This is a genomic window from Thaumasiovibrio subtropicus (assembly GCF_019703835.1).
Classification (GTDB): domain Bacteria; phylum Pseudomonadota; class Gammaproteobacteria; order Enterobacterales; family Vibrionaceae; genus Thaumasiovibrio; species Thaumasiovibrio subtropicus.
Genome location: NZ_AP023054.1, coordinates 861,693 through 888,471, shown reverse-complemented (window position 1 = coordinate 888,471; position 26,779 = coordinate 861,693). Strand labels below are relative to the sequence as shown.

Below are 26,779 nucleotides of genomic sequence, written 5' to 3'. Positions count from 1 at the left end.
GCGGCAAAGTACAGCAAAGGACTATCGGATTTGCAGTATGTTCTGTTGCAGCTGGTTATCTACATCCAAGGCACGAGAGTTCGCTTGGAAGTTACGCTGCGCGGTGATCAAGTCCACCAGCTCTTGGGTCATATCAATGTTCGACTGTTCCAAGGTACCACTCTTAATCGAACCGAATGCACCTTGTGTCGCTTCACCCCAAATCAGCTCACCCGAGTCTTGGCTGGTTTTCCATTGCGTACCACCTATCTGGCTCAAGCCTTGCTCATTGGCAACACGCCCCATTGCAACACGGCCTAACGTGACGTTCTCGCCGTTACTGTAGGTCGCCACAATGCTGCCTTTCGCATCGATATCCACTTTCGCTAGGAAGCCAGTGGTTGCACCGTTCTCATTGAAACGACGGATTTCAAAAGGTGCCGCGTATTGGGTTGGATCATCAAAGTCCATCGAAATCGTTTGTGTACCATCCGCACCATTTAGGGCGAGGTTGGCACCGTTTGGCCCAAGCTCTTCAGAAATAATTGGCTGGCCCTGGTTAATAGAGGCAACAGAACCATCTGAGTTGAAATCCAGTGTTGAACCACTATGCCCTGTCGCGTTCGACGTTGTACCCGGTAAGATATTTAACGCTTTCTCACCTTCTGCATCCGTCATGGTGTAGAACACATTCCAGCGGTTAGGTGTTAAGTTATCTTTCACATAATAAGTCGTCATCTTGTAAGGCTGACCTAGTGAATCGTAGGTCGTCACCGATGTTGACTTGTTATAGGTTTCTGGATCGCTGAAGTTAAACGCCGCAGGATCTTTAGGTTCCCCTCCCGCTGGCAAGTTTAAACTAATGTTCACCTGCGTAGAGGGACGCGGTTGGCCGTACTTATCTGGTACTTCCAACGCTTTTGGCTCATACGAGATAACTTGATCTGTTGCCTGATCCACGTCATATCCCATTAGGAACTGACCTTCAGAGTTAACAACATAGTTATCTTTGTTGAGGTGGAACGCGCCATTACGTGTCAGGCTATTTTGGTTTGGCTGCAAACGATCATCTGCCACCGCAAAGAAACCTGTGCCTGAAATACGCATATCTAGCGGGTTATTGGTATAGATACTCGAGCCTTCATGGAACTGCTGCGCGACAGTCGAGGTTTGTACACCTTGGCCATTTGTCGTTTTCGCGTTCGAGAAAATCGAGGTTGAATACACATCACCAAACTCAGCACGCGATTGCTTAAAGCCAAAAGTGTTGGCGTTGGCAATGTTATTACTGGTGGTGTTGAGGTCTTTTTGTGCGGCACCTAAACCACTAAGTGAAATATTAAAGCCCATTATTGCCTTCTCCTAAGCTCATTATACCTTGCCAACTTCAAGCACTTCGGCGAGTCGGAATGGTGAATCAAAGCCTGCTAAGTTCAACATGACGTTGCCATCACCCTGGCCCAGCAGCACACTGTTTACGTTCGCATATGTCGACACATCAAAGGATTGGCTTTCGCCATTCACTAGCCCTGAGGCTTTCACGACATATTTACCGGCTGGCAATGGATTGCCGTTGGCATCTTTGCCATCCCACTCGATACGATGCTCACCACCCGGCTTCGCGCCCATATCCAGTGTTTCAATCAACTGTCCTTGTTCATCTTCAATACGGACAAGTAAATTGTTCAATGCTTGCGGCAAGTTCACCATGGCGGCAATGCCACTATCAGCCTGCTTCATCGCAGTGCTGTTTGGCACAAGGACATCACGACCCACTAAGCTTGAAGCTTGTAGCGCCTGATTTGATGTCATTGCCGAGTTAAGGCTGGTGAACTGCTCGTTCATTTTGTTGATGCCGTCGACAGTGGCAAACGAGGCCATCTGCGCGATCATCTGATCATTTTCGACCGGCTTGAACGGATCTTGCTGCGCTAGCTGTTGAGTCAGCAAGGACAGAAAGTCCTCTTGCTTTAACTCATTGGTTGCACTTTTCTCCTGCTTCTCTTGCAGTTGTTTTTCTTGCAACCCTTTGAGTTGATCCATGTAGGATAAGCTAGTTGAGCCGGTGCCGTTTATATCAGCCATGGCGGTTGCTCCTCACTTATTGACCCATTTTCAGGGTCTGCGTCAGCATCTGTTTGCTGGCTTCGGCGACCTGAACATTTGTCTGGTAGGCACGAGAGGCAGAAATCATATTTGCCATCTCTTCCATCACATTGACATTCGGTTTAAAGATATACCCTTCATCGTTCGCTAACGGATGATCAGGGTTGTATTCTGCACGCAGTGGTTTTTTGCTCTCAACGATACCAAGTACTTTCACTGGTACTGACTCGTCGCGGTTGTAGCTGGCACTTTTCAGCTCAGCGGCAAACACAGGGTGGCGTGCGCGATACGTCTCTTGTGCAGAGCTGCTCACACTGTTGGCATTGGCAAGGTTACTTGACGTTGTGTTCAATCTGACCGCTTCTGCGCTCATTGCCGAGCCAGTGACATTAAAGACGTTAAAAAGACTCATAAATTACTGCCCCTTAATGGCTTTGGTCATGTTCTTGAACTTACTACCTAAAAAGTCCAGCGACGCTTGATATTCCAATGCATTCTGCATAAATAGATTTCGCTCCAACTGAGCGTCAACCGTATTGCCATCCCCCGTATCCGGTTGATGTGGCACACGGAACTTCTGTTCTCCGCTACTGCTACGGCTGGAGGCAACAATATGCCGCTCATGCGTGCGAGACATCCCCATTTGACTGCCAGATGTTGCCGCGGTAAGCGCACGTTGAAAGTCGATATCTTTCGCTTTAAAACCCGGTGTATTCGCGTTTGCTAGGTTACTCGCCAGCGTTTCAGCACGCTTAGCACGGATACCTAGTGTGTGTTGGTGTACACCCAACGCTTTATCGAAAGATATGGCCATCGTCTGCCTCCTAAATCACTCTGGGTATATCAATGCAAAGAGAGTGCCAAAAAAAAGATATCGGATGCTAAAAAGAGTCATGTGGTAATGAAGTCCTTAAAAACAATACGATAGAATCAGGTTTCTCACTAATACATAGCGAAAAACGTACCAACCTTGCCGCAGTTCCAGCATGTCGCCTCCATCAAAGCGGCAATGTTCATCCCTTAGAAAAGAAAAGGCCCCGCATTACTGCGAGGCCATCATTCATTTCACTGAGTAGCAGGTTAATTACTTCAATTTGTAGATAATGCCTGGATTGCAACGAATCATCTCAAACTTATCAGTCAGTCCGGTTAAAGATTCAGAAGCACCAAGGATCAAATAACCACCGGGATTAAGACTGGCCGCCATTTGGTTCAATACTTTGGATTTCATTTCCGGAGAGAAATAGATCAAAACGTTACGACAAAAAATGATATCGAATTTACCCAACAGGGCGTAACTGCTCATCAGGTTCTGCGGTCGAAAGTTCACCATGCGGCGTACTTTCTCGACAATACGCATACTGCCACTGCCCGCATCCTCAAAAAACTGGCGCTTGCGCTCAAGGGACAATCCTCGTCCAAGGGCCAATGAGTCGTAGATCCCCGTTTTACAGGTGTCTAGCATCGCCGTCGAAATGTCTGTCCCAGTGATTTGTACGCCCATTGGCAACATGCCCGGCTTTTTAATCTGCGTCTCTAGGGCAACCATGGCGATAGAATACGGCTCTTGTCCAGACGAACTCGCTGAAGACCATATCTTAATTGGGCGCTTATTGGCGGCCAATTCAGGCAGAAGTTTCTCCGCCAACACCGTATAAGGATAAGTATCACGAAACCATAAGGTTTCGTTGGTCGTCATCGCATCCACTGCAGCGACTTTAAGCTCACTGTTGCGTCCGGTGACCACTTGCTTAAGCAGGTCAGAGAGGGTACCGGTCGAAAATCGACTCACTAGTGGGCTAAGGCGACTGCGGACAAGGTATTGCTTACTGTCCCCTAACACAATGCCACATTGTGCCTCTAAAAAACGGCTAAACTCCCGATACTCTTGATCGCTGATCGTTATCGCTGTCATCAATTACTCTTTTACTTCTGGCACTCGGCTAATACCGCCGCGCCCAACTCATCGGGATTGAACTTAGGAATAAAGGCATTCGCGCCAACGCGCTCTACCATCGCCTGATTAAAGACGCCACTTAATGACGTATGCAGAATGACATGCAAATCTTTTAGGTCTGCATGGCCTCGAATTTCAGCGGTAAGCGTGTAGCCATCCATCTCTGGCATTTCAATATCGGATATAATGAGGGCGAGTTGGTCGTAGATGCTACCCTCTTTCGCCATCTCTTTGAGCAGGTCGATGGCTTCTTTGCCGTCTTTTACTAACACACACTCGTAACCAATCGCTTCAACCGCGCGTTGCACCTGTTTGCGCGCGACAGAAGAGTCATCAGCAACAAGGACGCGTTTAACCACTTCGGCATTTTTCTGTGCTTCTGCTGCTTCTTCGACGAGTGCTTCAGAGACTTGTGCTTTGATTGGTGAAATCTCATCGAGAATCTTTTCCACATCCAGAATCTCAACCAGCTCATCATCTATTTCTGTGACTGCAGTAAGGTAATTACTTTTACCCGCCCCATCTGGTGGCGGCAGAATCGCTTCCCAGTTCATATTGATGATACGTTCAACCGACGACACCAAAAATGCCTGCACCGTACGGTTAAACTCTGAAATGATCACGAAACAGTTTTCTAGATCATCGATAGGGCGGCCACCTGTTGCCAGACTCATATCGATAACAGAAACCGTTTGACCACGAATGTGCGCGACACCTTTCACCAATGGATGAAGATTAGGCATAGCAGTCAGTCGAGGGCACTGAAGTACTTCTTTGACTTTAAAAACATTTATGCCGTAGCGCTGACGGCGATTCAGCTTAAATGTTAACAATTCCAAACGGTTCTGGCCCACTAATTGCGTGCGCTGGTTGACCGAATCAAGAATGCCCGACATAGGGAGACTCCATCTAATACATGGTTATAATTACAACAGAAAACCAAGAATTTCGTTCCGATTTCCTTTAGTATGCCTTGTAATTCGAGAATTTAATAATAGTAACTGCAACGAAGGTGTTAACAAAGTGACAAACAAGCCATTAATGCGTTCTTACACTCTCGTTTTCATCATGTTGCTCACGTGCTTCACACGGTTAACGTTAGCTGATACTGAGCAAAACAGTGACAATATCTTAAATCTAGTACAACAACTCGCAGAAAACTATGTTGAAGAGCAAGTGATGTTGCCTGACTATGGCGAACTCAACATTCAAGCAACACAGTTAGACTCACGTTTGCGCCTCAGTGAATGCCAAGTCCCACTCGAGCCCAGTATCCCCGGCCGACAAAACCTCACGCACAGCGTCAACGTGCTCATTCGCTGCCCACAACCCACTTGGCAAATTTATGTCCCAGTGCGTATTCACGTAAAAATGCCGCTCGTTGTCGCGACCAGACCTCTCGGACGAGGCGAAGTTATTCAAGCCAGTGATGTTCAGGTTAGTATGACAGAAAGCCGCTTTCAACGTGGAATGACCTATAACGAGACAGAGTTAGTGGTTGGAGCAAAAGTTCGCCGTGGCTTAAACCCGGGTGAAATCATCAAAGGGAATGATATTTGCTTGGTCTGTCGTAATGACACAGTGCGTATTATTGCCGCTGGTGGTGGACTCAATATCATCACACCGGGTAAAGCCTTAAGTGACGGGCTGCTCGGCGAGCAGATAAAAGTACAAAACAACAAGTCCCGGCGAGTAATTGATGGTAGAATAACCGGCGTTGGGGAAGTTAGCGTTGATTTCTAAAATACTGCTAAAGTTAACCTAGTCAACGCCGATAAATAGACAGTTCAAGAATTTACCATTAGAAGGCTTTCAATATGGCCAGTATCGATCAACTACGTAGTGGGCAGACATACTCTACTCAGCGTAGTGCACAAGAAAAACCGGGAGCATCGCGCAACTCGGGCAGTGAGGCTAGCTCGACAAGCAGCTCACCTCGTAGCGATGCCGTCTCTCTCAGTGCGCAAGGAAAATCTGTGGGTCAGATACATCAACAGCTTGCTGCAGAACCAAGTTTTGACTCTGCGAAGGTTGCATCGATAAAAGAAGCGATTTCAAATGGCTCTTACGTCATCGATGCCGATCGTCTTGCATCGAACATGATGCAATTTGAAGAAGAGTTACGCGGTTTTTAAGTGTAAGGCGTCAGTATGCAACTTTTGACGCTGCTAGAGCAGCAAAAACAATTGCTCAATGACCTCCTCGTCATTCTCGATGCAGAGAAAGACGCTATCGCTGCACGTCAGTCAACCGATATCGAACAGCAAGCCAAAGAGAAGCTGGCCAAGCTTAACCAAATCCAACAGCAAGATGCCATCATCGGACGTCATCCGGATAAAGCGCAACTGAAAGAAGATGACGCGCTCAAAGGCCTTGTCGGCGAACTCGAAGCACTCCTTAATACCTGCCACATGCACAACGAAGTGAATGGTGAAGCACTACAACGTGCTCAACTCAGCTTTCACAAACTGAATAACCTCTTTCAGCAGTCACGCGGCAAATCACAAATGGGTTACAACAGCGAAGGTGTCGCCACCAATATTCGCTCTCTCGGCACCAATATAAAAGCCTAGCCACTACTCCAACTGCGCTTCGAACGATTTCTAGTTGTACTCCCTACATCATTAATAGGCACAATCGATAGACACAAAAAGGCCGTCGAAAAATTGACGGCCTTGTGGTTTTTCTGTCGCTTCTGAAGAGAACGGCTGCGTAAGCGATTCCAAATCCCGAGATTTAGAACATAGTGACCGAATTTTGCGGTATGGAGTGCACTTCAGCATTATCTTTAAGGCGATCCATCATATCGAGATCCAGCGACATCTCTGTCACATAGTTATCACCCACCACATAACTGCGTACCACCTGCGCACCGCGAATCACGCCATCTACAGCACCATCGGTAAACTCAGTACCCAGCTGTTGATCTGTCATATCGGCACGCGCACTTAAGCGCAAACCGTAAATTTGCTCAGTCAGTTCTCGGTAAGCATCTAGCTTGGACGCACGCATTGCACGGATCTTTTTCTCATCTTCTGTGGTACCGCGTTGATCACTGATTGAAGCAAAGCCCACAGCGGTAACGATATTGTTGTTCTGCATCTCTGACAAAGGCTGGCAGGCAACCAATAAAAACATGCTCGCAATCGCGAAGATTCTTCCCATCATGGTTCCCGCTCCTATGGTTTTAAAATCACGTTTCCGCGATCATGGCTATTAACGTCATTGCGAATGATAGAGCCATTCTCAATTCGCATTTTGTTCAAGTTATCGATATCACGTCCAATTCGATCTGCGGGCAAAAAGCCCTGCGCGGATGCAATAACCACGCGTGAACGCATACCGATAATTCTGGCATTGACCAACACGCCTCCGCCTTGGCGAAGCATAGTGCCAGTAAGCACGTAGTCTACAAGTTGTTCACCAGCAAGGTCTTCCCAGTTGCGGCTGACGGCAAAATCCCCTGTCTCGGTCACACGAATGGCACCTGTCGCTTTAAAATCGACCACTGTATATCCACGCTGCTGCATCTGAAACATAAATGCTTCTGAAACACTGTTGCCGAGCCAGTTAGTTTCATCCAGCGCTTGAAGATCAACAAATGACGTCACGGCTAGCGGAGTACGTGCGGTTAAGTACTGATTCGAATCCACCAACTGCTCGGTTAGGCCTTCCACAAAGAAATCCATGGTATGGCGTGGTGTTTCACTCAACATAAAACTACTGCCAGTGTAAGGTTCTTTACCATTATAAATAGGCGCATATGAGCAAGACACAACCAGAATAGAAAGCACAATCACACTTATTCGATAGGTCCAATTTTTCATGTTACCGCTCCAAAGTCATCAATACGGTTTCACAGTTCCCTGTATCGCAGGTCGTTGTTCCGGCTCAATTTAAGGTATAGTCCTTGCATAGCCATCTCAGATTTAACGAGCTGCACCGTTGCGTCAAAATGTTGTTGTCCGTTAAAACTAACTCTGCAGTTTTCTGGATTTTGCTTAGTAAAAGCAATTTTCATACCGAAAATGGATGCCTTATGAAAAAACGATTCTCAGCTTGGCTGCTTGCCTTATGTTGTCACCTTCCAGCACAGGCGACGTGGTTTGAAGTCACCGGACAAGCCGATCTCTTGGAGAGTAACCTTGCCGCCCGCAATAACGCGTTAAAGGATGCCGTATTCCAAGCGATGCAGTACTCAGGGGCAGATCTATCGACCTTTAACTACATGCAGCCCATCCTTGAGCAAGAGCGTGACCAATACCTGTTTTCAGACAGCGAAGTCCGGGAGATTCAAGTCGTAGATGTCAAACGTGGTGGCGGCAAGTACTATGTAACTGCACGTATTGATATCTACCCAACGGCAAAAACTTGCCATAAAACACAGTACAAGAAAGCGGTGCTTATCAGCCAGTTTGGTATGCAAACACCGCAACACGCGGCACTGGGGGGGATTTATCAACTCGGCGATGATTTCAGTGAAGTGCTTAATCGGCAGATTAATCGTCAATCGCAGAGTTTCATCTCACCGGCGGTCACGCGGGTCGATGTCAATCCCAAGTTTCCACAAGCCGCAACCATGCTGGCCCAAGACAATGATGCACAGTACATTGTTGTGGGTAATTTAACAGACCTCTCCGCAACGATAGAAAAACGCACGTTAAGCAAAGACAGAACCAGCCGTCAGTTTGCCGCTTTCATGCAAGTATTGGATGGCAACAATGGTGAAGTAGTTTTCCAGCAGGATTATCGGGACATTGCGGAGTGGCCATTTGAGCGTACAAGCCAAGTCGATACGAAAACGGCCCGTTTCTGGCAATCGTCTTACGGCCAAATGGTATTAAGACTAAGCCGACAGATGATGCTCGATCTGGAAAATCAGCTCGCGTGTCGCGCTAGTCTGCCTGAAGTCGTCAATGCGCATAACAGCATGGCACAAGTGAATGTCGGCAGGATCCATGGAGTAAGAAGTGGCGACCTGCTTATGCTGTGGCACCGTGCCGCCTTTGTTGATCAAAGTGGTATTCCTCGCAGCAGAATGGTGAAATCTGATATTCGTTTAACCGTCGACCGCGTCTATGAATCATCCGCCGAGGTGATCGTAAAACAGCCTGAACTCGCTGGCAGCATCCAAGTTGGCGATGTGGTTACGAAAGTCGTGTCGGGGAAATAAGTCGCGAGATTTCAGTTGAATAGGGAGTTTATAAGCAGCTGATTTTGTTATAAACTCCCCAACTATGCGTTCCTATAGCTCAACAGGATAGAGCAGTCGCCTCCTAAGCGATCGATCGGGGTTCGAGTCCCTGTGGGAACGCCACTCAACCAAATTAAACCTTAAAAATCAGCAACTTAACAAAACCACTTTCACACCAGCCCAACTAAAGCCCAAGCCTGACAAATTGTCTTTATCGCTATTCGGATTAGAATAAATCAAGTGAATCGGCATTTGTGTGGTTATATCACTCTTCAAGCACTTTGGTATAAAGATAGGTTTTACAGTTTGGGCAATAGCGGTGGCTATCCCCTTCCCAACACTCACCACACTCTTCACAGTAAAAGATGCACTTAGTTGAAGTCACCTTTCGTTGGGGTCCATGGAGAAAATCAACAAACTCTGCGTATCGTTGGTTATCACTCACCTCCTCTTGGCCTGAAAACAAGAGCTGGTAATCGGCATTATGCTCAGAGACCTGAGCGTGCAGTGCTGACTGCGCTGCTTTCAGGCATTTATCATAACGCGGATGATAGACCCAGCGTTTAAACTCGGTGCCTTCTTTCAAGAACTCGATTAACACATCTTTGTATGTTGTCTCTTTGCTTTTCTTCTCTTGAAACAGCGCGAGGGTTTCACACAATTCAATCGCTACCACGCCACACTTTTCATGATGAGGCGGCACCAACGACCAAGGAACGGATCGCCCTTGGTAAGTACAATAAAAAACTATCGTGTAATCACCAACATTTGCCACCGCATCCACACTTGTGCCTTCAAACTGGGTGTCAGATTGAACGTTCGTTACCGTGACGGTTTTACTCTCTGTTATTGGGAAAGTATGGGTAAGTTGGCGACCTGTGAGTGTCGAGTGTTCTTCTATCGTATCTTCGTAGCTAGGAAGCGTGATATCCAACTGGCCTTGCAGCAATTGATGCAGCATCAAACGCACAGACACCGGAAATGAATACTCACACTCTTTCTCTGTTTTGTCGTTTACCGCTTTCGTCGCGTGAGCAAAGTGCCATTCGTTAACATCACCCTGCCTCGCTGTCAGTGGCGTTTTACAGGAGGGGCAAATACAGCCACTCTTGCGCCCTCGCGGCACTTCATGGACATCCACAAGTTCTTGATCTGCTTCTCGCAATGCAAAAGGAATGAGCGTCATACCAACTACCGATACCCTGACAAAGAAAAATGTATTTTTAAACACTGCTATCTATAAGGTTATACAAAAATACATACCAATACGTAGTGACTTAGCGCAATATTGTCTTAAATCTCGGCATTGAGATGAATAGCAGTGATGTATCAGAGAAAGGTTAGTGTAGGTTCATAAGCTTAATTTAACTTTAAATCTCAAAACCCATTCGCGGCTTCTAGAAAGCGCATCTTCCATCGCAACTTTCGGGCTTGTACGCAAAGAAAGTAATGCTGTTTATCATCTTTAAGTTGACGAATGATGGCTTTTCGAACCTCTTTCGTCAACCAGCTAGAAGGATTTGCACCGACTGGCATCGGTCTTGGTACTAAGTCCATAAGATCCGAGCATTTTTTAGATTCTTCTAGCATCAAAAAAGTAACATCAAACATTTTTTCGTTTATTGGCCATTGCTGAGCTTCCACTCCCCAAAGTTGAATAAGAAAAGCTTTTAACTCATGTTTTTCGTTCTCAGTTAGCATCGTGCATCCTTAATTGGTTAACTAGGTTCTGGTAAAGCTCTTCATCGCGAGTAACTTCGATTCTTTGCACCGAATGGTTTGAAATCATGAAGAGATGACCCGTGTTTTCTGATTTGGAGAAAAAGTAATAAACATGTACATCTTCAATTGAAAAGTTATCGACGGGCAAGGTAATGCCGAAAGCTTCACGCTGTTCTTTTGCTAGCGCTATCATCCAATCAGGAAGTGTTTCCAAAACTTCAGGCTTAAAAAGAGCACTAAAAAAATGAGGAGTCACACCAGTAAGGTTGATTGTTGGGGCAAACACCCTCTCTGGATCAATATGCTCATGCATTATAGAGCCCTTATCAAAGCGCATAAGTAAAGCACTCATAGTATGAACAACTGAGTTTGGCTCTGAGAGTGTAAGAGTAATCTTTGGTGTTAGTTTTAGATCCATATCTGCCAATGAAGGAGAACTAGCCAACAAGAGAAGTAACCCAAGAAAAATACTGCGCATCATCGCAACCCTAAATCAAGAAGAGATAGCGACTATGATATTCAGATTCTTACTTTCTTCTTTATCTCTAACGTTGTTTTTGAGGATATTGCGCAAAATTTTGTATTGCTCGTTAGCATTGCACTGGCTAGCCGGAGAAGCGTCACATAGAAAGCACTACTCTGTTCCACATGTCTAGCACGCTTCTCGTCAGTATTGGTAACAGGTAGCGTAAATCATAAATGTATAACAGAATTCATTTTATTAATAAGTGCAATTTAGTTAGCTTAAGCCTCAAAAACAACTCAACGCTTCATCCAAAACTAGTGTTATAAACATACCGTAGTGATTATCGCAGCTATATAAATCTAACCCTAGCGAAGAAAAACACCGCCTTCACTGCCTACTAACTCTCATACAAAAATATAATCTAAAGAGCGATGTTCGTCAGCAATCTTTCCCCAGTAAGTTTTTAAAATCAAATATCCAGTTCAACCTTCTTCCTTATTTTTCTTTTGGGTTTTGCATTAACACCTTTAAGACTATTCAGATACTGCATGTATTCATGATGTTTCAATACGCTTGTGTATAAAGAGCTCTTCCAATCCCTACATCTTTCTTCATCAGATCTCTCATCAATACGAGTTTGCAGTGCAGCGGAAATATCAAAGTCTGATGCTTTCAAAGCATTCTCCCAACGTTTCATTGTTCTGGCACTGTATTTAATTATTCTACTCTTTATTTTAAGTGCTTTAAAATGTGATAATATCCTCCTTTGATCTTTCTTTGAAAGATTATTTGGAATAACAATCTTAGGCAAGAAATTAATAGATTTTACCTCTTCATTAAACTCAATTTTTATCTTAAACTCGACAAAAGAAAGCAATTTACTAAATATTGGATTTAGAAATATGGCATGTCCATTATCGCTGTGATAATCATCGCCTTTGATTGGAGCACATTCTTTACATTGAGGCACCAAGTTATTTTGTAAAATGGAATATTCAGGCCAACTATTTTTAGGTATAAAGTGGTCCAACGTCCCAGGAGATACAGGCTTGCCACAAAATGGGCATTCGTTTAAACCATGATTATGTCGTCTATCACAAATTAAAGAATCAAGATTGCTTGGTGGTTTATTGTAAAAATCAAGCAATACAGTATAATTATCTTTTAATTTAGATTGAGAGAACTTACTTCTATAGCTTCTCACTTTACTATTGTACTTTCTGTAGTCTTCTAATAAAGGTTTCTCAATATCATATAAAAGTATAGCCCGCTTCTTTTTAGATGATTTTGCCAAATCGAACCAATCTTTACACTCTGTTGCTTTTACTTTAAGATTATCTAGGTATTTCATTATTTTCTCACAATCTCAATTTCATCTTCATCTTCATTTGAATTGATATATGCAAGAGCTTCATCTCCAAACTCGCGAGAAGAATCAGATATTAAGGTCTGAAGATTTTTTCCCGATTTTTTTAACCCGTCTATCTCATACTGGAATGGCTTATGAGTACTATAGTCATCAAATGCTTCACCAATTATCACTTCTAGTGATTCACCAAATGTTTGTATTTCTGCTGGGTGAACTGTAGTGAAACCCTCATTTCTTCTCAGTATCTTCACCCCATCTTCCGAAACTTCACGAGTAATCAGCGCAGAGTGAGTTGCAATTATAGCTGAAGAATTGGTATCTTCTAAGAGGTGTTTTAACATGTTGATCAACCCGATTTCCAAAGTGGGGTGGAGATAGAGCTCAGGCTCATCAATTATAACTAAACTTTCCTCTTCAATTTCAGCAGCTAGTGATGGGATCATATAAGAGAATATTTCCTGCCCAGAGCTTAGAGTTATCGACTCATCATCCTTGATAAAAAACAAGCCCTCTTTTTCATTAATATCATTTTTTATTTGATTGAATTCTATGTAAGGGTTGTCTTTGATTATATATAATTCCCCACTTTTCATCTTGACAGCAATATCATCAAATTTAATACTTAGAGATAGCGTATCTTTTAAAATGTGTAGCCTAGTTTGCTCTTTCCACCAATTCTCTTCTCTATCATATTTAATTATAGACTTCAAAGATTTTACGCTAAGTTCTTTTGGCCAGTTAAGATCAAATTTATTCTTGTTATTTTTAAACCCCAAGTACGCATATTTATTGATGTGAAAGTTTCTTCTACTTCTGTCTGATTTATTAGATCTGGGTTTGTTTTTTTCTTGTCTAATAAATCTAAAATTTCTTCTTTAGTGTGAAAGTTTTCAAATGGAGAGTATGACGTGATGATTAGTTTATGAAAAAAGGCCAATCACTGGAATTCTCTTCAATCCCCAGCATCACTTCAGATATTTTCTTTAAAATATGTGTTTTTCCTGTTCCATTTTCCCCTATGATTAAATTAATATTTGTTCTTGCAATTTCTTTAGATATGTCAAAGTTAAATGTTATTGGTGAAATTGTAGGAAGCGGGGCATCTAAACGAAGCTCAAATGATTGCTCTCTTTGATATGTCCCCAGTGCAATGTGGTAGCCCTTTTTTATAAGGGTTTTTGCTGTCTCACCATCACGCATAATAGTATTCTGATAACCTTCATATCTAGAGTATTCCGGCTCTTTCGATATTTGGTAGCTAGCATCATGCAAAGAATATAGTAATGTTTCAATTTTTCATTTATTTCCTTCAAGAACGAAATTTATCTTTTGGTAATAACTAGCACTTTCTCCTAAGGAAACTGCTTCTAACGTACTAAGCAAAGATGTAATATTAGATATTTTCTTTGATACCAAGTCTCCCTTAGGGAAAAGAAAGTCCGTCGTGTCCATTTCACCATTGATCAACAGTTTGATGGAAGTAATTTTAGTAACTGCACTATCTAAGACATGATAAAGCCAAAATGTCACATAGTAGCCATAATCATTCCATGGGTGGGGATGGTTTGTTCCTATGTGATCTTGGACCAAATGGAAGCCATCATATTCATTAATAGCTAAAGTTTTTGATATGTAGATTTTCATTATAGAAGTTGCTCAACTTACTACGGTTTATTCAATACTCTACCTGATGCCTAACTAGAAAGAAAGCTGACTGAATTACAAATCGACATCTTATCATCAAAGCAAGGTCGTTAGATTACTAAGAGATACACTGTTAATTTGATAGCGTGAACTCGGTTTAACTCTTTTCAGAGGAAACTCACAATTACAACATGAAAATTTACTCTGAGTGATTATGGGGAAAAGGCAAGTTAGCAAAACCTAACTGACTCGCGGTAAAAAATCACTTCCAGAAAATCATACATTAGCAATCACTGAACTAGTACGAGTAAGGATAACCGTCTAGTTCTGCGTATAACAAAAGTGATACGGATAAATATCTACTCCTTTCATACTTCTACCAAGACACTCAAGCCCACCTCCCCGCTTCTATGACCACTGGAAGAGAAGAACGAATCTGCTAGAGTACCTACCTTTCATTCACCCATTCACCACTTATTTATAATCAAAGACTTAAGTAGAGTGAATGACGAATTTCAATCCCTTTCTTTCACCACTTATTCACCATTTTTCGCCTATCATCTGGTGAAAGAGTATTTGAGCCAACTCATTCACCACCTCATTCACCACACCTAAACCCATGATTTTATTAAAAGTGGTGAATGGATGAATGAGATTTGGCAACTTAAGGGAAATGAGGTTGTTGAGGTTAAAAAAAGCCCCGCAATTGGGGGCAAGTCGAAGGCTTCTTTCTCAGTGGTTGCTTTCAAGGATGATGACTTTCAGCGATTACAGGGATTTCATAGTACGTCGCACGAGAACGGCGCTGCTCTGATTTAATCATGCCGTCAGCGGCGAGAACCTTGAGTGCTTTGCCAACCTGACGGCAGTAGCTTTGCTGAATCTCAAAATAGCCGCATACTTGCGCTGAAGTCATCCACGTCAGGTAACGCCCTTCCATGTCTTCAATATCCAGCTTATCTTCCAAGAACTCTTGCCAGTTCGTTTTCACGTTATGCCGCTTGTTAATGGCAGAGATCATTTCTAGCTCTGCGTCGGTGAGATGCCACGAGGCACCGTCGTCATACATGGCTTTAATCTCTAACCAGAACTGTTTCAGCTCTTGAGGGGCGACCAAAGTCACGCGCCCATCTCGGTATTCATAACCTAATAGGCTATTTACCGCATCCATATCCACCGCGCTTAACAGTTCAATCACCGCATAGCGGCTTGAACCCGTATCATCACTTAGAAACTCTGAGCCGTTAACCGTGGCGATAAAGGTTGTTTGCCGTGCTTTCTTGATGTCTGCTCGCGCATAAGGTGGCCGGACAGTATCCAAGATCTTAGTAATGAAGGCTTTTAAGCTCCCTTGTGAGTTCTTGGAGGTACGTTCAAGCTCTCCCAGTTCAACCACCCAGCTTTTGATGCACGATAGCACTGAGTCCTTGTTATCAGGGTTTAGCTCTGCCCCTTCTAAGAACGCCCCGTACAGTAAGTTGGCAAACCGACTGATAAACGCCGTTTTCTTAAATGATTGCCCGCCCTGCAATACCGGAACAATCTTGCAACTAAACTGCGCTTCATAGATTGCAGCGACACAGGCGACCAACCACTTCACCATAACCGCTTGCGCTAAGTTGCTGTCTTTGGCGTTCATGGCATCAATCAAGCGGCTAACACGTTGTTGGCCGTCCCATTCGTCGCCTTCTAAGTAAGCGGCAACAGGGTGATACTCATCTGACTCACACAAGGCAACAAGGTGGTCATCAATTGCCGCCTTCGGCATACCGGCTTTTAGGCACTCACTGACTAACAAACTTCGCTTCACTTCGAAGCTCACCGCCAAAGGTTTGCCATCTTCCAGTAGCTCACACTCTAGATTCATTTTATTGAGTGCGGGCATAAAGCCGAGTTCATCAAGAAGTACTTTTAGGTTTGCTGCTGTTCCTAACGGTTTCGCATTTTCGTTGAGGTCGGGGAAGCTCATGTATTTAGACAATTTCGAACGGCTATAACCGCTTGAAGCCGTATTATCACTCGCTTCAGTATTCGTATTATTTTCAGCATCACTGGCTTGGCTAGCCGACGCTAAGCCGCTTGAAGCCGCGTCATTACTGGCTTGAGCTGTTTCTGACGTAACCGAATCATTCGGCTTAGAAGCCGAGCTTAAGCCGCTATCCGTGTTCGGCTTCTTCGGCTTACTTTCCGGTTTAACTGCTGCTGGGGAAACCTGTGTTTGCTGGGCTTCGTTCGCCTTTAACCGTTCGTCCACTGCATCTTTGATGCTATAACCTAACTGACGGTAGTCATCCCAATCCGTACCTTCATCATCATGCGAAAAAGGTGGGGCAATGACTGCCTCACCCTCTATGCTTGCCGCATTAGCCCCTCTTAGTCCGGCTTCATCTTTATCTGCTAGAAACGTCATAGGCAATCCTAGCCCCCTAAGTTCACTGCCTATCGCCTTTAAGTTTCCGGCATCAAAGCCGATTGCAACATGCTCTTGCCTGTCGTAGGCAAGCCAAACCGCGATAGCGGTGGCATACCCTTCACAGACAAAGACTCTTGTCGGCTTCAAGCCGCTTAGAATCTGGTTACAGCCTTGCTTTAAACCGCCTTTAAGGTAGCGTTTTTCTCCTTTACCGTTGATGAGTTGCAGGTTCATCAGTTCGTGGGCTTTAAACAGTGGAACCAATAAATCTCCTGCTTCAAAGCGAACACCACCGACAAAGTAAGGCGCTGATAACACTTCAGCTTCAACACCTTTTAGATCACGGCAAGCCAAATACTCAGGATCAAGCTGAGTTTTCGCGGCTTGCCATAATGTCAACGCGGTTTTAGCCACAGAGAGATGTTGTTCAGTAACGTCTACGGGGTCGGTTTGTTCGGCTTTGGAAGGCGGGTGTTCCCCGCCTTGATAACCTATAGGTTCAATATTGCCGGAAACACTTTGAATCGCCTGTGCAGCCTGCTTGGGGTCGTTGCCATAGCACTTGGTAATCAAATCAAAGCAATCACCGCCACCGCATACACGGCAGTTGTGTAACCACTTATCTTTGACCGTCCACGTAAAACGGTCATGGCCTTCACCACAGGCAGGACAGGGAGCTGCAAGTTTAGGTTTAGAGGGAACATTGATGCCCAAGGCGTTTAATGTGGGCAGTTCGCAGCCATTGAGATTGCGGCGAATGTCTTGAAAATTCATGCGCCACCTCCCCAAAAGCCAAATAGGACTTTCGGTAATTCAATTTTCATCATATTATTTCCTTGTAGCTGTGATGAGTTCGGACGCCAATCTTCGTCATCACAGCGTGGGTTAACCCTGTTGCTTTCGAGTAGCGGGGTTTTCTTTTTTTAGCCGTATTTCATAGTCACCTTGTAAGTTAATGAGCTTTAGGACACCCATGAGCCTAAAAGGTCTGAGTTTGAATGTTGTTCTCCATGAAGGCATCAAGGTCAGATAGGCGGTAGAACACCCTATGGCCAACCTTAATAAAGGGTAATTTGTTTCGCCCTGTCGAAGCCCAAGTAGCAAGGGTGTTTTCCTTGATACCTAGATATTCTGCTGCTTCACGTCGTGTCATTTTGTCGCCGAATTTACCTTGTGTACGAGAGTGGATCATGATGTTTTCTCCTTTGGGTTGTTGAATCATTCTCGATGTAGCTATTGTTGATTAGCCAAACATATCTCGCAATTAGATCGCGGGGACGGAAATTACACCTGCCCATTCACTTACCTCCGCCAATCCCGCATAAACAAAGGCTTCAACACAGGGACGGATTTTTATCCCCGCTTGTTTTTTAATTTTTTGACCTGTTCAGAAAGGGCTTTAGCTGTCAATTTATTCACTTCTGTAACCGTCTGTGTACCGTCTTTGAGCGTCACAGTCAGCTCTATATGATCACCACCTTCAGCCGCTTTATTCGCCTCATCTCCCTCTAGCGTTCGGCCAAGATAATAACGGCGATAGTTGTTCCTCACTCGCTCTGCGCCTTTGGCGCTGTATTGACCTTCAAAGCAAATGGTCAGATACAAGATAAACGGCCCTGTCACGGTAATGGTGTTTTCTCTCCCTCCGGCACACCAGATTTTGGTGAGCGCATCAAAGCGGCGGAAGTTCTTACTTTTGGGCGTTACAACCCTCGTATGATGCCCACCTTTCTCATCCGTCGTTTGCATGGCTGTGGCCTCAAAATAATCGAGTGTTGACCCTATCGCTGCGGCTTGCTGTGCGAGCTGATCACCCGAAATGAAACACCCCGCGTTAATGTCATGCATCAGCATTGGGTCTTCGTGCTCTAGGGTGAGCGCTGCTTTCGCGGCCTTTTCCAAGCTAGTCTTTAACTGCTGTAGTTGCTGCTTGTTCGGGGTTTCAGGGATGACATCCAGAATAATGCTAATGTCATTGCATTCATGCTCTGATAGCCCCAATCCTGTTAACTCTTGAATTTGACTCTCACTCAATGGCATAGCCTTGATCCAACTCCGTTTGAATAAATTCCAATAACCGTTGTTTGTCTTCGTTCGATAACACGGAAGCGCGATGCATCGCTTGTTCTAGCGGCGTGAGTAACGTTTGCTCGCCAAACATGGCATTTACGGCTTGCTCTACACTACCGCGAACATGATCAACGTTGAGGTGGGCATAGGCGCGATCAGTCACAGAGATATCACCATGGCCGAGCATATCGCTTGCTACTTGAATTGAACCGCCTTGCTGCACTGTCCAACTCGCCAAGGTACGCCTGAGATCATGCACCCTTAGATTTTTATCTGCATTCTCGTCATACAGCCCCGCTCGCGTAATAACGCGTCGCCAAAAACCCCCTTTAGAGGTCTTTTCCGAGATATGGCCGGAGCGACTTCGCTCACTGGGGAAGACAAACGGCGACTCTGTATTGCGCTCATGAAAACGCCTTTCCAAGATCGCCATCACTTCATCAACCAGTGGTAAGGTGTGCGGCTTTTTCGCTTTCATCTTTGAGGTTGGGATTGTCCATGAACGGTTATCCCAATTGATTTCTCTCCACTCCATCGACAACACACACATCTTGCGCTGTCCGGTAAAAAGCAAAACAAAGATAACGTCTTGGTAAATCTGGTCTTCAAACTGAATCGCTTCAAAGAGCTTGTTCACTTCCTCACGATTGAGATAGCGATCTCTCGCCATACCACTGTCGTCAATCTTCTTAAGGTTACTAAAAGGGTTTTGGATGTCAGCACGTGTAAACATACTTTTCAGTAACGAAAGACAATGGTTATGGATGGCGTAGGAATTCTTGGATTTGAGTCCAGCCATGAATTTTCTAGCCTTGGCCGAGGTGAAGGACATCGCATCACTTTTGCCTAGTGATGGTTGTATATGAATGCGGTAGTTTCGTTTGGAAGCATCAAGGCTAGATGCTCTGCGTTTCTTTGCCGCAATATCAGCTTCAAAATCTACGCAGTACGCCTCAAAGAGCTGATCAAATGTCAGTATTTCCTCTTCTTCAGGCTTCTCATTTGGGTCAATGCCTTGCGCGATCTGTAATGCCGCTTCACGGGCAAGGTTTCGGGCGTTTTCAACCGTCAAAATAGGAAAATCACCAAGGTAAACCTCATTGTACTTTCCTTTATAGAACTTACGGTAGTAGAACGCCTTTTTACCGGATGAGTAAACGCGAAGCATCAAGCCGGGAATAGAAAGATTTGAGCCACTGTCCTTGTACCTGACCCTTTTGTCAGTTGGCGCTATACTTTCGATGGCTCTTTTGGTGAAGGGAAATTCATTTTTCACAATCCGTTAGCCTTTCATGTCTGCTTTTTAAACAGCTTACCAGAATTGGCCCTGCTAAAGCCCAAGTTCTGAATGAAATTGGGGCTAGGATTAGCTATATTTATATAACTAGGCCAAACCCCAAATAAAAGCTAACTCAATGTAAATAAAGAAAAATTTCATTGGATAGAAAATAACATGTGGGCCCGAGTCACTACCTGTGGGAACGCCACATCTTACTTCTTCTATAAGACCTCATGCCCACCGTTTTGGGTGCAGCTATGCAATGGCTGATAATCGACTTTTCCGTTGGATAGCTCACAGTTTACCCAAGGGCCTAACGCGGATGCACCTTCTCCAGCAAATGTCGGCGCGGAAAAAGCAAAGAGCAGTGCGAGGGTGAATGTTGTTAACGTTTTCATAGTTACCTCTTTAGTTTTCTTTTCGAAAACAAATGTTGTGTTGTAAGAGGCATGCCTACTTTAAAAGACCTTGGCAAAAGCGGGAGATTTCAAAATACGCGAATAAAAAAGGCCGCTTTAAAAGCGGCCTTAAGTATCAGTTAACTAGCTAGCTTACTGCTGAGCTTCTCGCGCAGCAATAAATGCTAGTGCTTTTTCGATACGTGCAACAACACGATCCTTACCCACCAGCTTCATCACGGCATCCACTGAAGGCGACTGACCAAGACCCGTTACCGCAACGCGCAATGGCATGCCTACTTTGCCCATGCCAAGCTCAAGCTCTTCGCATGTCTCTTTGATAACATTATGCAGCGCTTCTGTTTCCCAGTTCTCTAGGGCAGCAACTTTGCATTTAGCCAGTTCCAACGCTTCTTTCGCGACGGGACGAAGATGCTTCTTCGCTGCGCCCGCATCAAACTCTTCATAATCTTCGTAGAAGTAGCGAGACTGCTCTGCTAGTTCAATCAACGTATTGCAACGCTCACCCACCAACTGAATCACGTCTTTAATATCTGGGCCATTAGTAATATCAATCTGCTTCTGATCGAGGTGCCATTGCAAGTGCTCTGCCACATAAGCAGGATCCGCAGTCTTTATGTAGTGGTTGTTCAACCAAAGAAGCTTATCGGTGTTGAATGCCGAGGCTGACTTACTAATCGAGGTGAGCCTGAAGAGGTCAATCATCTCTTGCTGCGAGAAGACTTCCTGGTCGCCATGAGACCAACCCAGACGTACAAGGTAGTTCAGAAGTGCTTGCGGCAGATAACCGTCATCACGATACTGCATCACGCTCACTGCGCCGTGACGCTTCGATAGTTTAGCGCCGTCATCACCAAGAATCATCGCACAGTGTGCAAACGTCGGTACTGGAGCACCAAGCGCGTCATAGATATTTATCTGACGCGGTGTGTTGTTAATGTGGTCTTCACCACGAACAACGTGAGAGATACCCATATCCCAGTCATCAACAACAACACAGAAGTTGTACGTTGGGCTACCGTCAGTACGGCGAATAATCAAGTCATCAAGCTCACTGTTAGCAATTTCGATGCGACCACGCACTTGATCTTCAAAGACAACCGTACCTTCTTTTGGATTGCGGAAACGGATCACAAAAGGCGAAGCCTCAGTCGCGGCATCATTCGCAGCTTTGATTTTTGGATGATTCGCATCGTAACGCGGCTTGACACCTGCAGCCATCTGCTCTTCACGCACCTCGTCCAAGATCTCTTTCGGGCAGTAGCATTGATACGCTTTGTCTTCAGCAAGCAATTGATCGATAAGTTGGTTGTAACGATCAAAACGCTTGGTCTGATAGTACGGACCTTCATCCCAATTCAAACCTAACCACTCCATGCCTTCAAGAATGGCATCGTTCGCTTCTTGTGTAGAACGTTCAAGGTCGGTGTCTTCAATACGCAATACGAACTCGCCACTTTGGCCTTTCGCGTATAACCAAGAATAGAGTGCAGTACGTGCACCACCTACGTGTAAGAAGCCCGTCGGGCTAGGAGCAAAACGTGTTTTCACCGTCATGTTATGAATCGCCTCAAAAAGAAAGTGCAGCGATACGCTGCACTTAGGATGTCTAATCTCTGTATTCTACCATTGCTGACGAGATGTACAATTTCGTTGCGATAGAATCAACGCAATTAATCTTACTGCTGTTTCGCCCAGTCGAGGAACATGCGTTTTTGCACTTCAGACAAACGAAGGAAGTCTGCTTGGATAAGAATCATGGCGTTATCACCGGAAACAGGTGCTGAAGTGGTCACTGGCGCACTTGCTTGCACAGCGACAGGCGCTGCGGCTTGGACTGCGGCGGTGGTAGGTGTCAATATGCGCTCTTCAACCTGCCCACTTGGAATATAAACCGCTGCACCACCAGTGGCATTGTAACGCGCAAGCTCATCCTCAGGATCAGTGAAGACATTAAACCCTTCTGCTTCAAAATAGTCGTGTTCATGCGGGAAGGCCTGACCATTTTTTGTCAATTCAATGGTTGGTTGAACATTGTAGTTAATACCGTGACGAACAGTATCTAGTCTCACAGGAACCGACATTTCTAAAGACGTATCATATGCATCAAAAAGGACGACTTGCCAATGAGAGTTAAACTTCTTTCTCACACCACTCTCATGTACTATTGCAGAAACTCGATAAAAAACTTGAGAAGTACCATTATCCAACGTTAACTCTCTATTGCCCATAAAACCAACATCAACTTCCTGCCCATTGACTAGTTTAATATCAATCTCACGATCAAAGGTCAGCGTCACGCTGGCTTGTGCTGTAAAACCTAGCGCAAGCATAGCGCTAGCGACTAGAACTTGTTTTAACTTCATGATTGTTCCTTTCTACTTAAATCCTCTACAGGATGTTTTACCTTGCTTTTGCGCCAAGAGCAATCCACTAGGATCAAAGAATAAAAAAATCAAAAAAATAGAAAAAAGCGGCAGCGGCAAAGGCGAATAAAAAGAACGGGCACTAGGCCCGTTCAAAATTTGGCAGTTTATATCTTTGAGTACAATTAGAAGTAGTACTCTACACCGATACCCCAACGAGTGGCGTCTTTATCTTTGGTGTTACCGTTCATGTCGTAAGAACGGATATCAGAGTAAATTACTGCTGATGGGTCTACGAAGTACATGATACGCGCAGTGATCGCTTGGTCATCAGTTTCAGCAACTTTAGAGCCGCCAGACTTAAGCTTGTCAGTGTACGCATAGCCTAGTTTGTACAACCAGTCACCTGTTACGTACTGAGCAGTAACAGAGTAAGAGTTTTGGCTCTCTTTATTGTCGCTAACTACAACACCTGGAGCAACTTCGTACTTAGACTGCATGCCTTTCCACGCACCCACTACAGAGAAACCGTTCTCAAAGTGGAACTCAACACCTGCTACAATAGTTTGACGATCTGCAGTTTTCCATAAAGTTTCTTGAGTTGTACCTGCAGCATCATACTTGTCATTCTTGATACCGTTATCAAGTTGGAAGCCTAGGTGACCGGTAAAGATACCTTTGGTGTAGTGCGCCGCTGCACCATAGAAGAACTCATCAGTCGTGTTGGTGTCATGTGCACCAAACGCTAGGTCGTAGCTAAAGCCGTTATAGTTTGCAGAATCAAAGCGGAACTGATCGCCATGACGGTCGTGGTGTGCACCCGCCATAATATCTGTGTTCCAGTCAAATACTGGACCTAGACCTGGGTTAGTGTAAGGCCAGTCAATGATCTCGTATGCAGGTGTCAGTACGCGACCAAAGCGGAAACGCGCACCATTATCCCACTCAAAACCACCGAAGGTATCACGCGCACCAAAACGGCCGTCTTTACCTTCATCGCCTACGTTGCCGCTCTCCATTTGCCAAATGAATTTTGGGCCAAAGTTTTTGAACTGCTTAGAACCGCGGAAACCAATACGAGATTCGTTATCAACATCAGTAGAAGTTTTAGCGCCTTCAGCTTTGCTGTCGATTACCCAGTAAGAGATTGCTGCTTGACCGTAAATTTCTACATTATCATTCGCCATTGCAGGCGCTGCTACTACTGAAGCTGCTGCGATTGCCGCACCTACCAGTGAACGTTTAAACATTTTTTCCATGGAAATAACTCCTGAACTAACTCGCTGTTATTATGATTTGCACCTAAAAGGTTGGCCGCCGTAGGTAACAAATCATCTCCTCAAAATCTCAGTCTTTCTTATCCGTAATAAAAAAATGACTAAAATCTGAATTTCTGCGGAACTTAACCTCCGCTGACAGCTCTAAGACTACGTTTGCGACGAAAAACATCAATAGGATCTTTATTTGCGAAGTGAAAAATATGAGGCATCGCAAAGTTTTCCCGCTTCAGTGATCTAGATCTCCTTTCTCTTGCTAAAGTTAACGAAACACAAAATACCCCATACATAACAACAAGTTATGGTTATCCGTATTTTCTTTATGAGATCGCCGTCACTATATTGTTAATTTTGTTCGCAGTCGTTGCTTGCTCCGTTATCAAAGCAAGCAAACGATTACCCCGCATGTTAATACGCACCGAAAAGATACCTCAAAGCCATATATGCGCACAAAAAAAGCACCACAAGGGTGCTCTTCATAAACAAAAAACCACAGAAATTAACGCAGCATGGATTGAAGCTTCTCTTCATCCCAGATTTCAATCCCGAGATCTTGCGCCTTAGTCAGCTTTGAGCCCGCAGCTTCACCCGCGACGAGAATATCTGTCTTCTTCGACACGCTACCTGTCACCTTAGCGCCAAGCGCTTGCAATGCAGCCTTAGCATCACCACGACTCATGCTCGATAAAGTACCCGTCAATACGACAACTTTGTCAGCTAAAGGCTGTGGCGCATCCTCAGGCACATCTTCGATGTCTGGCCAACAAACCCCAACATCGAGCAACTGCTTAACGACTTCCGCGTTGTGACTATCGGCAAAAAACCGCAAGAGATGCGCAGCCACAATCTGACCAACATCGGCCACCTCAAGTAATGCTGCTTCATCAGCAGCGCAAATTGCCTCAAGGCGCTTAAAGTGATTAGCCAAATTTTGTGCGGTCGCTTCGCCGACTTCACGAATACCCAATGAATAGATAAAGCGCGCTAACGTTGTCTGTTTAGACTGCTCTAAAGCATTGACCACATTCTGTGCCGATTTTGGCCCCATGCGTTCAAGGATGGTTAACTTACCAGCGGTTAGCTTATAAAGATCGGCTGGTGTCTCCACCATCTCTTTATCAACCAGCTGCTCAATCACCTTTTCCCCTAAGCCATCAACATCTAACGCTTTTCGCGAAACAAAGTGTTTTAACGCTTCTTTACGTTGTGCCTGACAGAAAAGGCCTGCGACACATCGGGCGACCGCTTCACCTTCAATGCGCTCGACAGGGGAGTCACAAACCGGACATTGCGAAGGAAACTTAATAGCTTTTGCATCAGCTGGGCGACGTGAAAGTACCACTGATGTCACTTGTGGAATCACATCACCTGCGCGGCGAATCACAACGGTATCGCCAATCATCACCCCTAAACGGGCAATTTCATCCCCGTTGTGCAAAGTCGCATTGCTCACAGTTACGCCACCGACAAAAACAGGGTCGAGTTTTGCGACGGGGGTAATCGCGCCGGTGCGCCCGACCTGGAACTCGACGTTTTCCAGTAACGTCATCTCTTCCTGAGCCGGAAATTTGTAAGCGATAGCCCAACGAGGCGCGCGCGCGACAAAACCTAGCGTTGATTGCTGGGAAACGCTATCGACTTTGATCACCACACCATCAATTTCGTATTCGAGCGATTCACGTTTATCACCAATCCCCTGATAATAAGCGATCACTTCATCTAAGCCTTGCACCGCTCTCACTTCTGGCCCCATCGGTAAGCCCCACGCTTTAAGTTGCACAAGCGCGTCATATTGGCTATCGGGCATGTCATAACCTTCAACGACACCATATGAATAAGCATAGAAACTCAATGGACGCGTTGCGGTAATGCGCGAGTCCAACTGGCGTAAGCTCCCTGCCGCCGCATTACGAGGATTAGCAAACGTCTTCTCACCCTTCTTTAACGCCTTTTCATTTAGCGCATCAAACCCCGCTTTGGGCATAAATATCTCACCACGCACTTCAAGACGGGCTGGCCAGCCTTCACCGCGCAGCCGCAGTGGGATCGCACCGATCGTACGTACATTCTCGGTAATATTTTCCCCCGTAGAGCCATCCCCACGAGTTGCCGCCTGCACCAATACGCCATTTTCATACATCAAGCTCACCGCGATGCCATCAAGCTTAGGCTCACAGCAGTAAGTCAATGTCTCTGCGATGCCTAAGCGATCCAACAGGCGCTTTTCAAAGGCTTGTAGCATGTCGTCGTCAAATGCATTGTCCAATGACAGCATCGGAACTTCATGCGCAACTTGTTCAAACCCCTCTAATGGCGCACCACCGACTCGTTGACTCGGGGAGTCTGGCGTAACCAGCTCGGGGTACTCAGCTTCTAGCGCTAGAAGTTGCTGCATCAAGCGGTCATACTCAGCGTCAGGGACTTCAGGCGCATCTTCAACGTAATAAAGGTAACCATGATGGTTAAGCTGCGCGCGCAGTGAGGAAAGTAGTTGTTCTGGTGTAGACATAGTGATTAC

28 protein-coding genes and 1 tRNA gene are annotated in these 26,779 nt (G+C 45.1%); 5 read left to right on the top strand and 24 right to left on the bottom strand.

The features are described 5' to 3' along the window. Positions 1-21 precede the first annotated feature (21 nt). The 6 genes from flgE to TSUB_RS04195 all read right to left on the bottom strand — a co-directional run bounded on the left by flgE (position 22) and on the right by TSUB_RS04195 (position 4,938). Positions 22-1,329, bottom strand: a complete 1,308-nt coding sequence (gene flgE / locus TSUB_RS04220) for a flagellar hook protein FlgE (RefSeq protein ID WP_087021572.1) — start codon at positions 1,327-1,329, stop codon at positions 22-24. Between the two features lie 21 nt (positions 1,330-1,350). Beyond that, on the bottom strand, positions 1,351-2,064 hold the full coding sequence (flgD, locus tag TSUB_RS04215) for a flagellar hook assembly protein FlgD (protein WP_087021575.1): 714 nt from the start codon (positions 2,062-2,064) through the stop codon (positions 1,351-1,353). Positions 2,065-2,080: 16 nt separating this feature from the next. Next, positions 2,081-2,497, bottom strand: coding sequence for a flagellar basal body rod protein FlgC (gene flgC, locus TSUB_RS04210; RefSeq protein WP_087021578.1), 417 nt, complete (start codon positions 2,495-2,497; stop codon positions 2,081-2,083). 3 nt (positions 2,498-2,500) lie between these two features. Further along, positions 2,501-2,899, bottom strand: coding sequence for a flagellar basal body rod protein FlgB (gene flgB / locus TSUB_RS04205; protein WP_087021581.1), 399 nt, complete (start codon positions 2,897-2,899; stop codon positions 2,501-2,503). Positions 2,900-3,169: 270 nt separating this feature from the next. Further along, positions 3,170-4,000: a CheR family methyltransferase gene (locus TSUB_RS04200; RefSeq protein WP_087021584.1), complete on the bottom strand. Its 831-nt coding sequence runs from the start codon at positions 3,998-4,000 to the stop codon at positions 3,170-3,172. An 11-nt stretch (positions 4,001-4,011) separates the two neighbouring features. Next, positions 4,012-4,938 carry a chemotaxis protein gene (locus TSUB_RS04195; protein WP_087021588.1) on the bottom strand — a complete coding sequence of 309 codons (927 nt, stop codon included), beginning with the start codon at positions 4,936-4,938 and terminating at the stop codon, positions 4,012-4,014. Positions 4,939-5,065: 127 nt separating this feature from the next. Here TSUB_RS04195 and flgA point away from each other — a divergent pair, with 127 nt between their 5' ends. The 3 genes from flgA (at position 5,066) to TSUB_RS04180 (ending at position 6,615) form a co-directional block, all read left to right on the top strand. After that, positions 5,066-5,785: a flagellar basal body P-ring formation chaperone FlgA gene (gene flgA / locus TSUB_RS04190; RefSeq protein WP_192867847.1), complete on the top strand. Its 720-nt coding sequence runs from the start codon at positions 5,066-5,068 to the stop codon at positions 5,783-5,785. 74 nt (positions 5,786-5,859) lie between these two features. After that, positions 5,860-6,177, top strand: a complete 318-nt coding sequence (gene flgM / locus TSUB_RS04185; RefSeq protein WP_087021593.1) for a flagellar biosynthesis anti-sigma factor FlgM — start codon at positions 5,860-5,862, stop codon at positions 6,175-6,177. 15 nt (positions 6,178-6,192) lie between these two features. Further along, positions 6,193-6,615, top strand: coding sequence for a flagella synthesis protein FlgN (locus tag TSUB_RS04180; protein WP_087021595.1), 423 nt, complete (start codon positions 6,193-6,195; stop codon positions 6,613-6,615). A gap of 163 nt (positions 6,616-6,778) precedes the next feature. On the opposite strand, the gene TSUB_RS04175 is transcribed toward TSUB_RS04180, so the two are convergent. Both TSUB_RS04175 and TSUB_RS04170 read right to left on the bottom strand, forming a co-directional pair. Then, complete coding sequence (locus TSUB_RS04175) at positions 6,779-7,207, bottom strand: LPP20 family lipoprotein (RefSeq protein WP_087021634.1); 429 nt, start codon at positions 7,205-7,207, stop codon at positions 6,779-6,781. Between the two features lie 14 nt (positions 7,208-7,221). Then, positions 7,222-7,869 carry a FlgO family outer membrane protein gene (locus TSUB_RS04170; RefSeq protein WP_087021598.1) on the bottom strand — a complete coding sequence of 216 codons (648 nt, stop codon included), beginning with the start codon at positions 7,867-7,869 and terminating at the stop codon, positions 7,222-7,224. 212 nt (positions 7,870-8,081) lie between these two features. Between TSUB_RS04170 and TSUB_RS04165 the strand changes: the two genes are divergently transcribed. Both TSUB_RS04165 and TSUB_RS04160 read left to right on the top strand, forming a co-directional pair. After that, positions 8,082-9,215, top strand: coding sequence for a flagellar assembly protein FlgT (locus TSUB_RS04165; protein WP_087021600.1), 1,134 nt, complete (start codon positions 8,082-8,084; stop codon positions 9,213-9,215). Between the two features lie 68 nt (positions 9,216-9,283). Then, positions 9,284-9,359: transfer RNA gene (locus tag TSUB_RS04160), tRNA-Arg, on the top strand. Positions 9,360-9,501: 142 nt separating this feature from the next. Here the strand turns inward: TSUB_RS04160 and TSUB_RS04155 are convergent. The 16 genes from TSUB_RS04155 to ligA all read right to left on the bottom strand — a co-directional run bounded on the left by TSUB_RS04155 (position 9,502) and on the right by ligA (position 26,770). After that, a complete protein-coding gene (locus TSUB_RS04155) occupies positions 9,502-10,422 on the bottom strand; it encodes a competence protein CoiA family protein (RefSeq protein WP_087021603.1) in 921 nt (306 codons plus the stop codon). A gap of 191 nt (positions 10,423-10,613) precedes the next feature. Next, entirely contained in the window at positions 10,614-10,937 is a 324-nt protein-coding gene (locus TSUB_RS04150) for a hypothetical protein (RefSeq protein ID WP_087021606.1), read from the bottom strand. Continuing rightward, a complete protein-coding gene (locus tag TSUB_RS04145) occupies positions 10,927-11,439 on the bottom strand; it encodes a hypothetical protein (RefSeq protein ID WP_159064918.1) in 513 nt (170 codons plus the stop codon). Before TSUB_RS04145 ends, TSUB_RS04150 begins: the two co-directional genes overlap by 11 nt. A gap of 454 nt (positions 11,440-11,893) precedes the next feature. Further along, positions 11,894-12,775 carry a hypothetical protein gene (locus TSUB_RS04140; protein WP_221274559.1) on the bottom strand — a complete coding sequence of 294 codons (882 nt, stop codon included), beginning with the start codon at positions 12,773-12,775 and terminating at the stop codon, positions 11,894-11,896. Then, the gene (locus tag TSUB_RS04135) at positions 12,775-13,569 is read right to left on the bottom strand and encodes an AAA family ATPase (protein WP_221274558.1); all 795 of its coding nucleotides are present in this window, start codon (positions 13,567-13,569) and stop codon (positions 12,775-12,777) included. Before TSUB_RS04135 ends, TSUB_RS04140 begins: the two co-directional genes overlap by 1 nt. A 139-nt stretch (positions 13,570-13,708) precedes the next feature. Further along, a complete protein-coding gene (locus tag TSUB_RS04130; RefSeq protein ID WP_221274557.1) occupies positions 13,709-13,993 on the bottom strand; it encodes a hypothetical protein in 285 nt (94 codons plus the stop codon). Between the two features lie 96 nt (positions 13,994-14,089). Beyond that, positions 14,090-14,437: a hypothetical protein gene (locus TSUB_RS04125; RefSeq protein ID WP_221274556.1), complete on the bottom strand. Its 348-nt coding sequence runs from the start codon at positions 14,435-14,437 to the stop codon at positions 14,090-14,092. Positions 14,438-15,182: 745 nt separating this feature from the next. Then, the gene (locus tag TSUB_RS25000) at positions 15,183-17,624 is read right to left on the bottom strand and encodes a VapE domain-containing protein (protein ID WP_246616402.1); all 2,442 of its coding nucleotides are present in this window, start codon (positions 17,622-17,624) and stop codon (positions 15,183-15,185) included. 205 nt (positions 17,625-17,829) lie between these two features. Then, positions 17,830-18,042, bottom strand: coding sequence for a helix-turn-helix domain-containing protein (locus TSUB_RS04115; protein ID WP_202819724.1), 213 nt, complete (start codon positions 18,040-18,042; stop codon positions 17,830-17,832). A 161-nt stretch (positions 18,043-18,203) separates the two neighbouring features. After that, on the bottom strand, positions 18,204-18,890 hold the full coding sequence (locus TSUB_RS04110; RefSeq protein ID WP_087017045.1) for a hypothetical protein: 687 nt from the start codon (positions 18,888-18,890) through the stop codon (positions 18,204-18,206). Further along, entirely contained in the window at positions 18,877-20,196 is a 1,320-nt protein-coding gene (locus TSUB_RS04105) for a tyrosine-type recombinase/integrase (RefSeq protein WP_246616401.1), read from the bottom strand. Before TSUB_RS04105 ends, TSUB_RS04110 begins: the two co-directional genes overlap by 14 nt. A 224-nt stretch (positions 20,197-20,420) precedes the next feature. After that, a complete protein-coding gene (locus TSUB_RS04100) occupies positions 20,421-20,597 on the bottom strand; it encodes a hypothetical protein (RefSeq protein WP_192867817.1) in 177 nt (58 codons plus the stop codon). A 153-nt stretch (positions 20,598-20,750) separates the two neighbouring features. Beyond that, positions 20,751-22,175, bottom strand: a complete 1,425-nt coding sequence (gene gltX / locus TSUB_RS04095) for a glutamate--tRNA ligase (RefSeq protein ID WP_087017043.1) — start codon at positions 22,173-22,175, stop codon at positions 20,751-20,753. Positions 22,176-22,297: 122 nt separating this feature from the next. After that, positions 22,298-22,984 (bottom strand): DUF2057 family protein, encoded by a 687-nt coding sequence (locus tag TSUB_RS04090; RefSeq protein ID WP_087017041.1) that lies wholly within the window; start codon positions 22,982-22,984, stop codon positions 22,298-22,300. 185 nt (positions 22,985-23,169) lie between these two features. After that, complete coding sequence (locus tag TSUB_RS04085) at positions 23,170-24,243, bottom strand: porin (RefSeq protein WP_087017039.1); 1,074 nt, start codon at positions 24,241-24,243, stop codon at positions 23,170-23,172. 517 nt (positions 24,244-24,760) lie between these two features. Then, positions 24,761-26,770, bottom strand: coding sequence for an NAD-dependent DNA ligase LigA (gene ligA, locus TSUB_RS04080; RefSeq protein WP_087017037.1), 2,010 nt, complete (start codon positions 26,768-26,770; stop codon positions 24,761-24,763). Between the last annotated feature and the right edge of the window lie 9 nt (positions 26,771-26,779).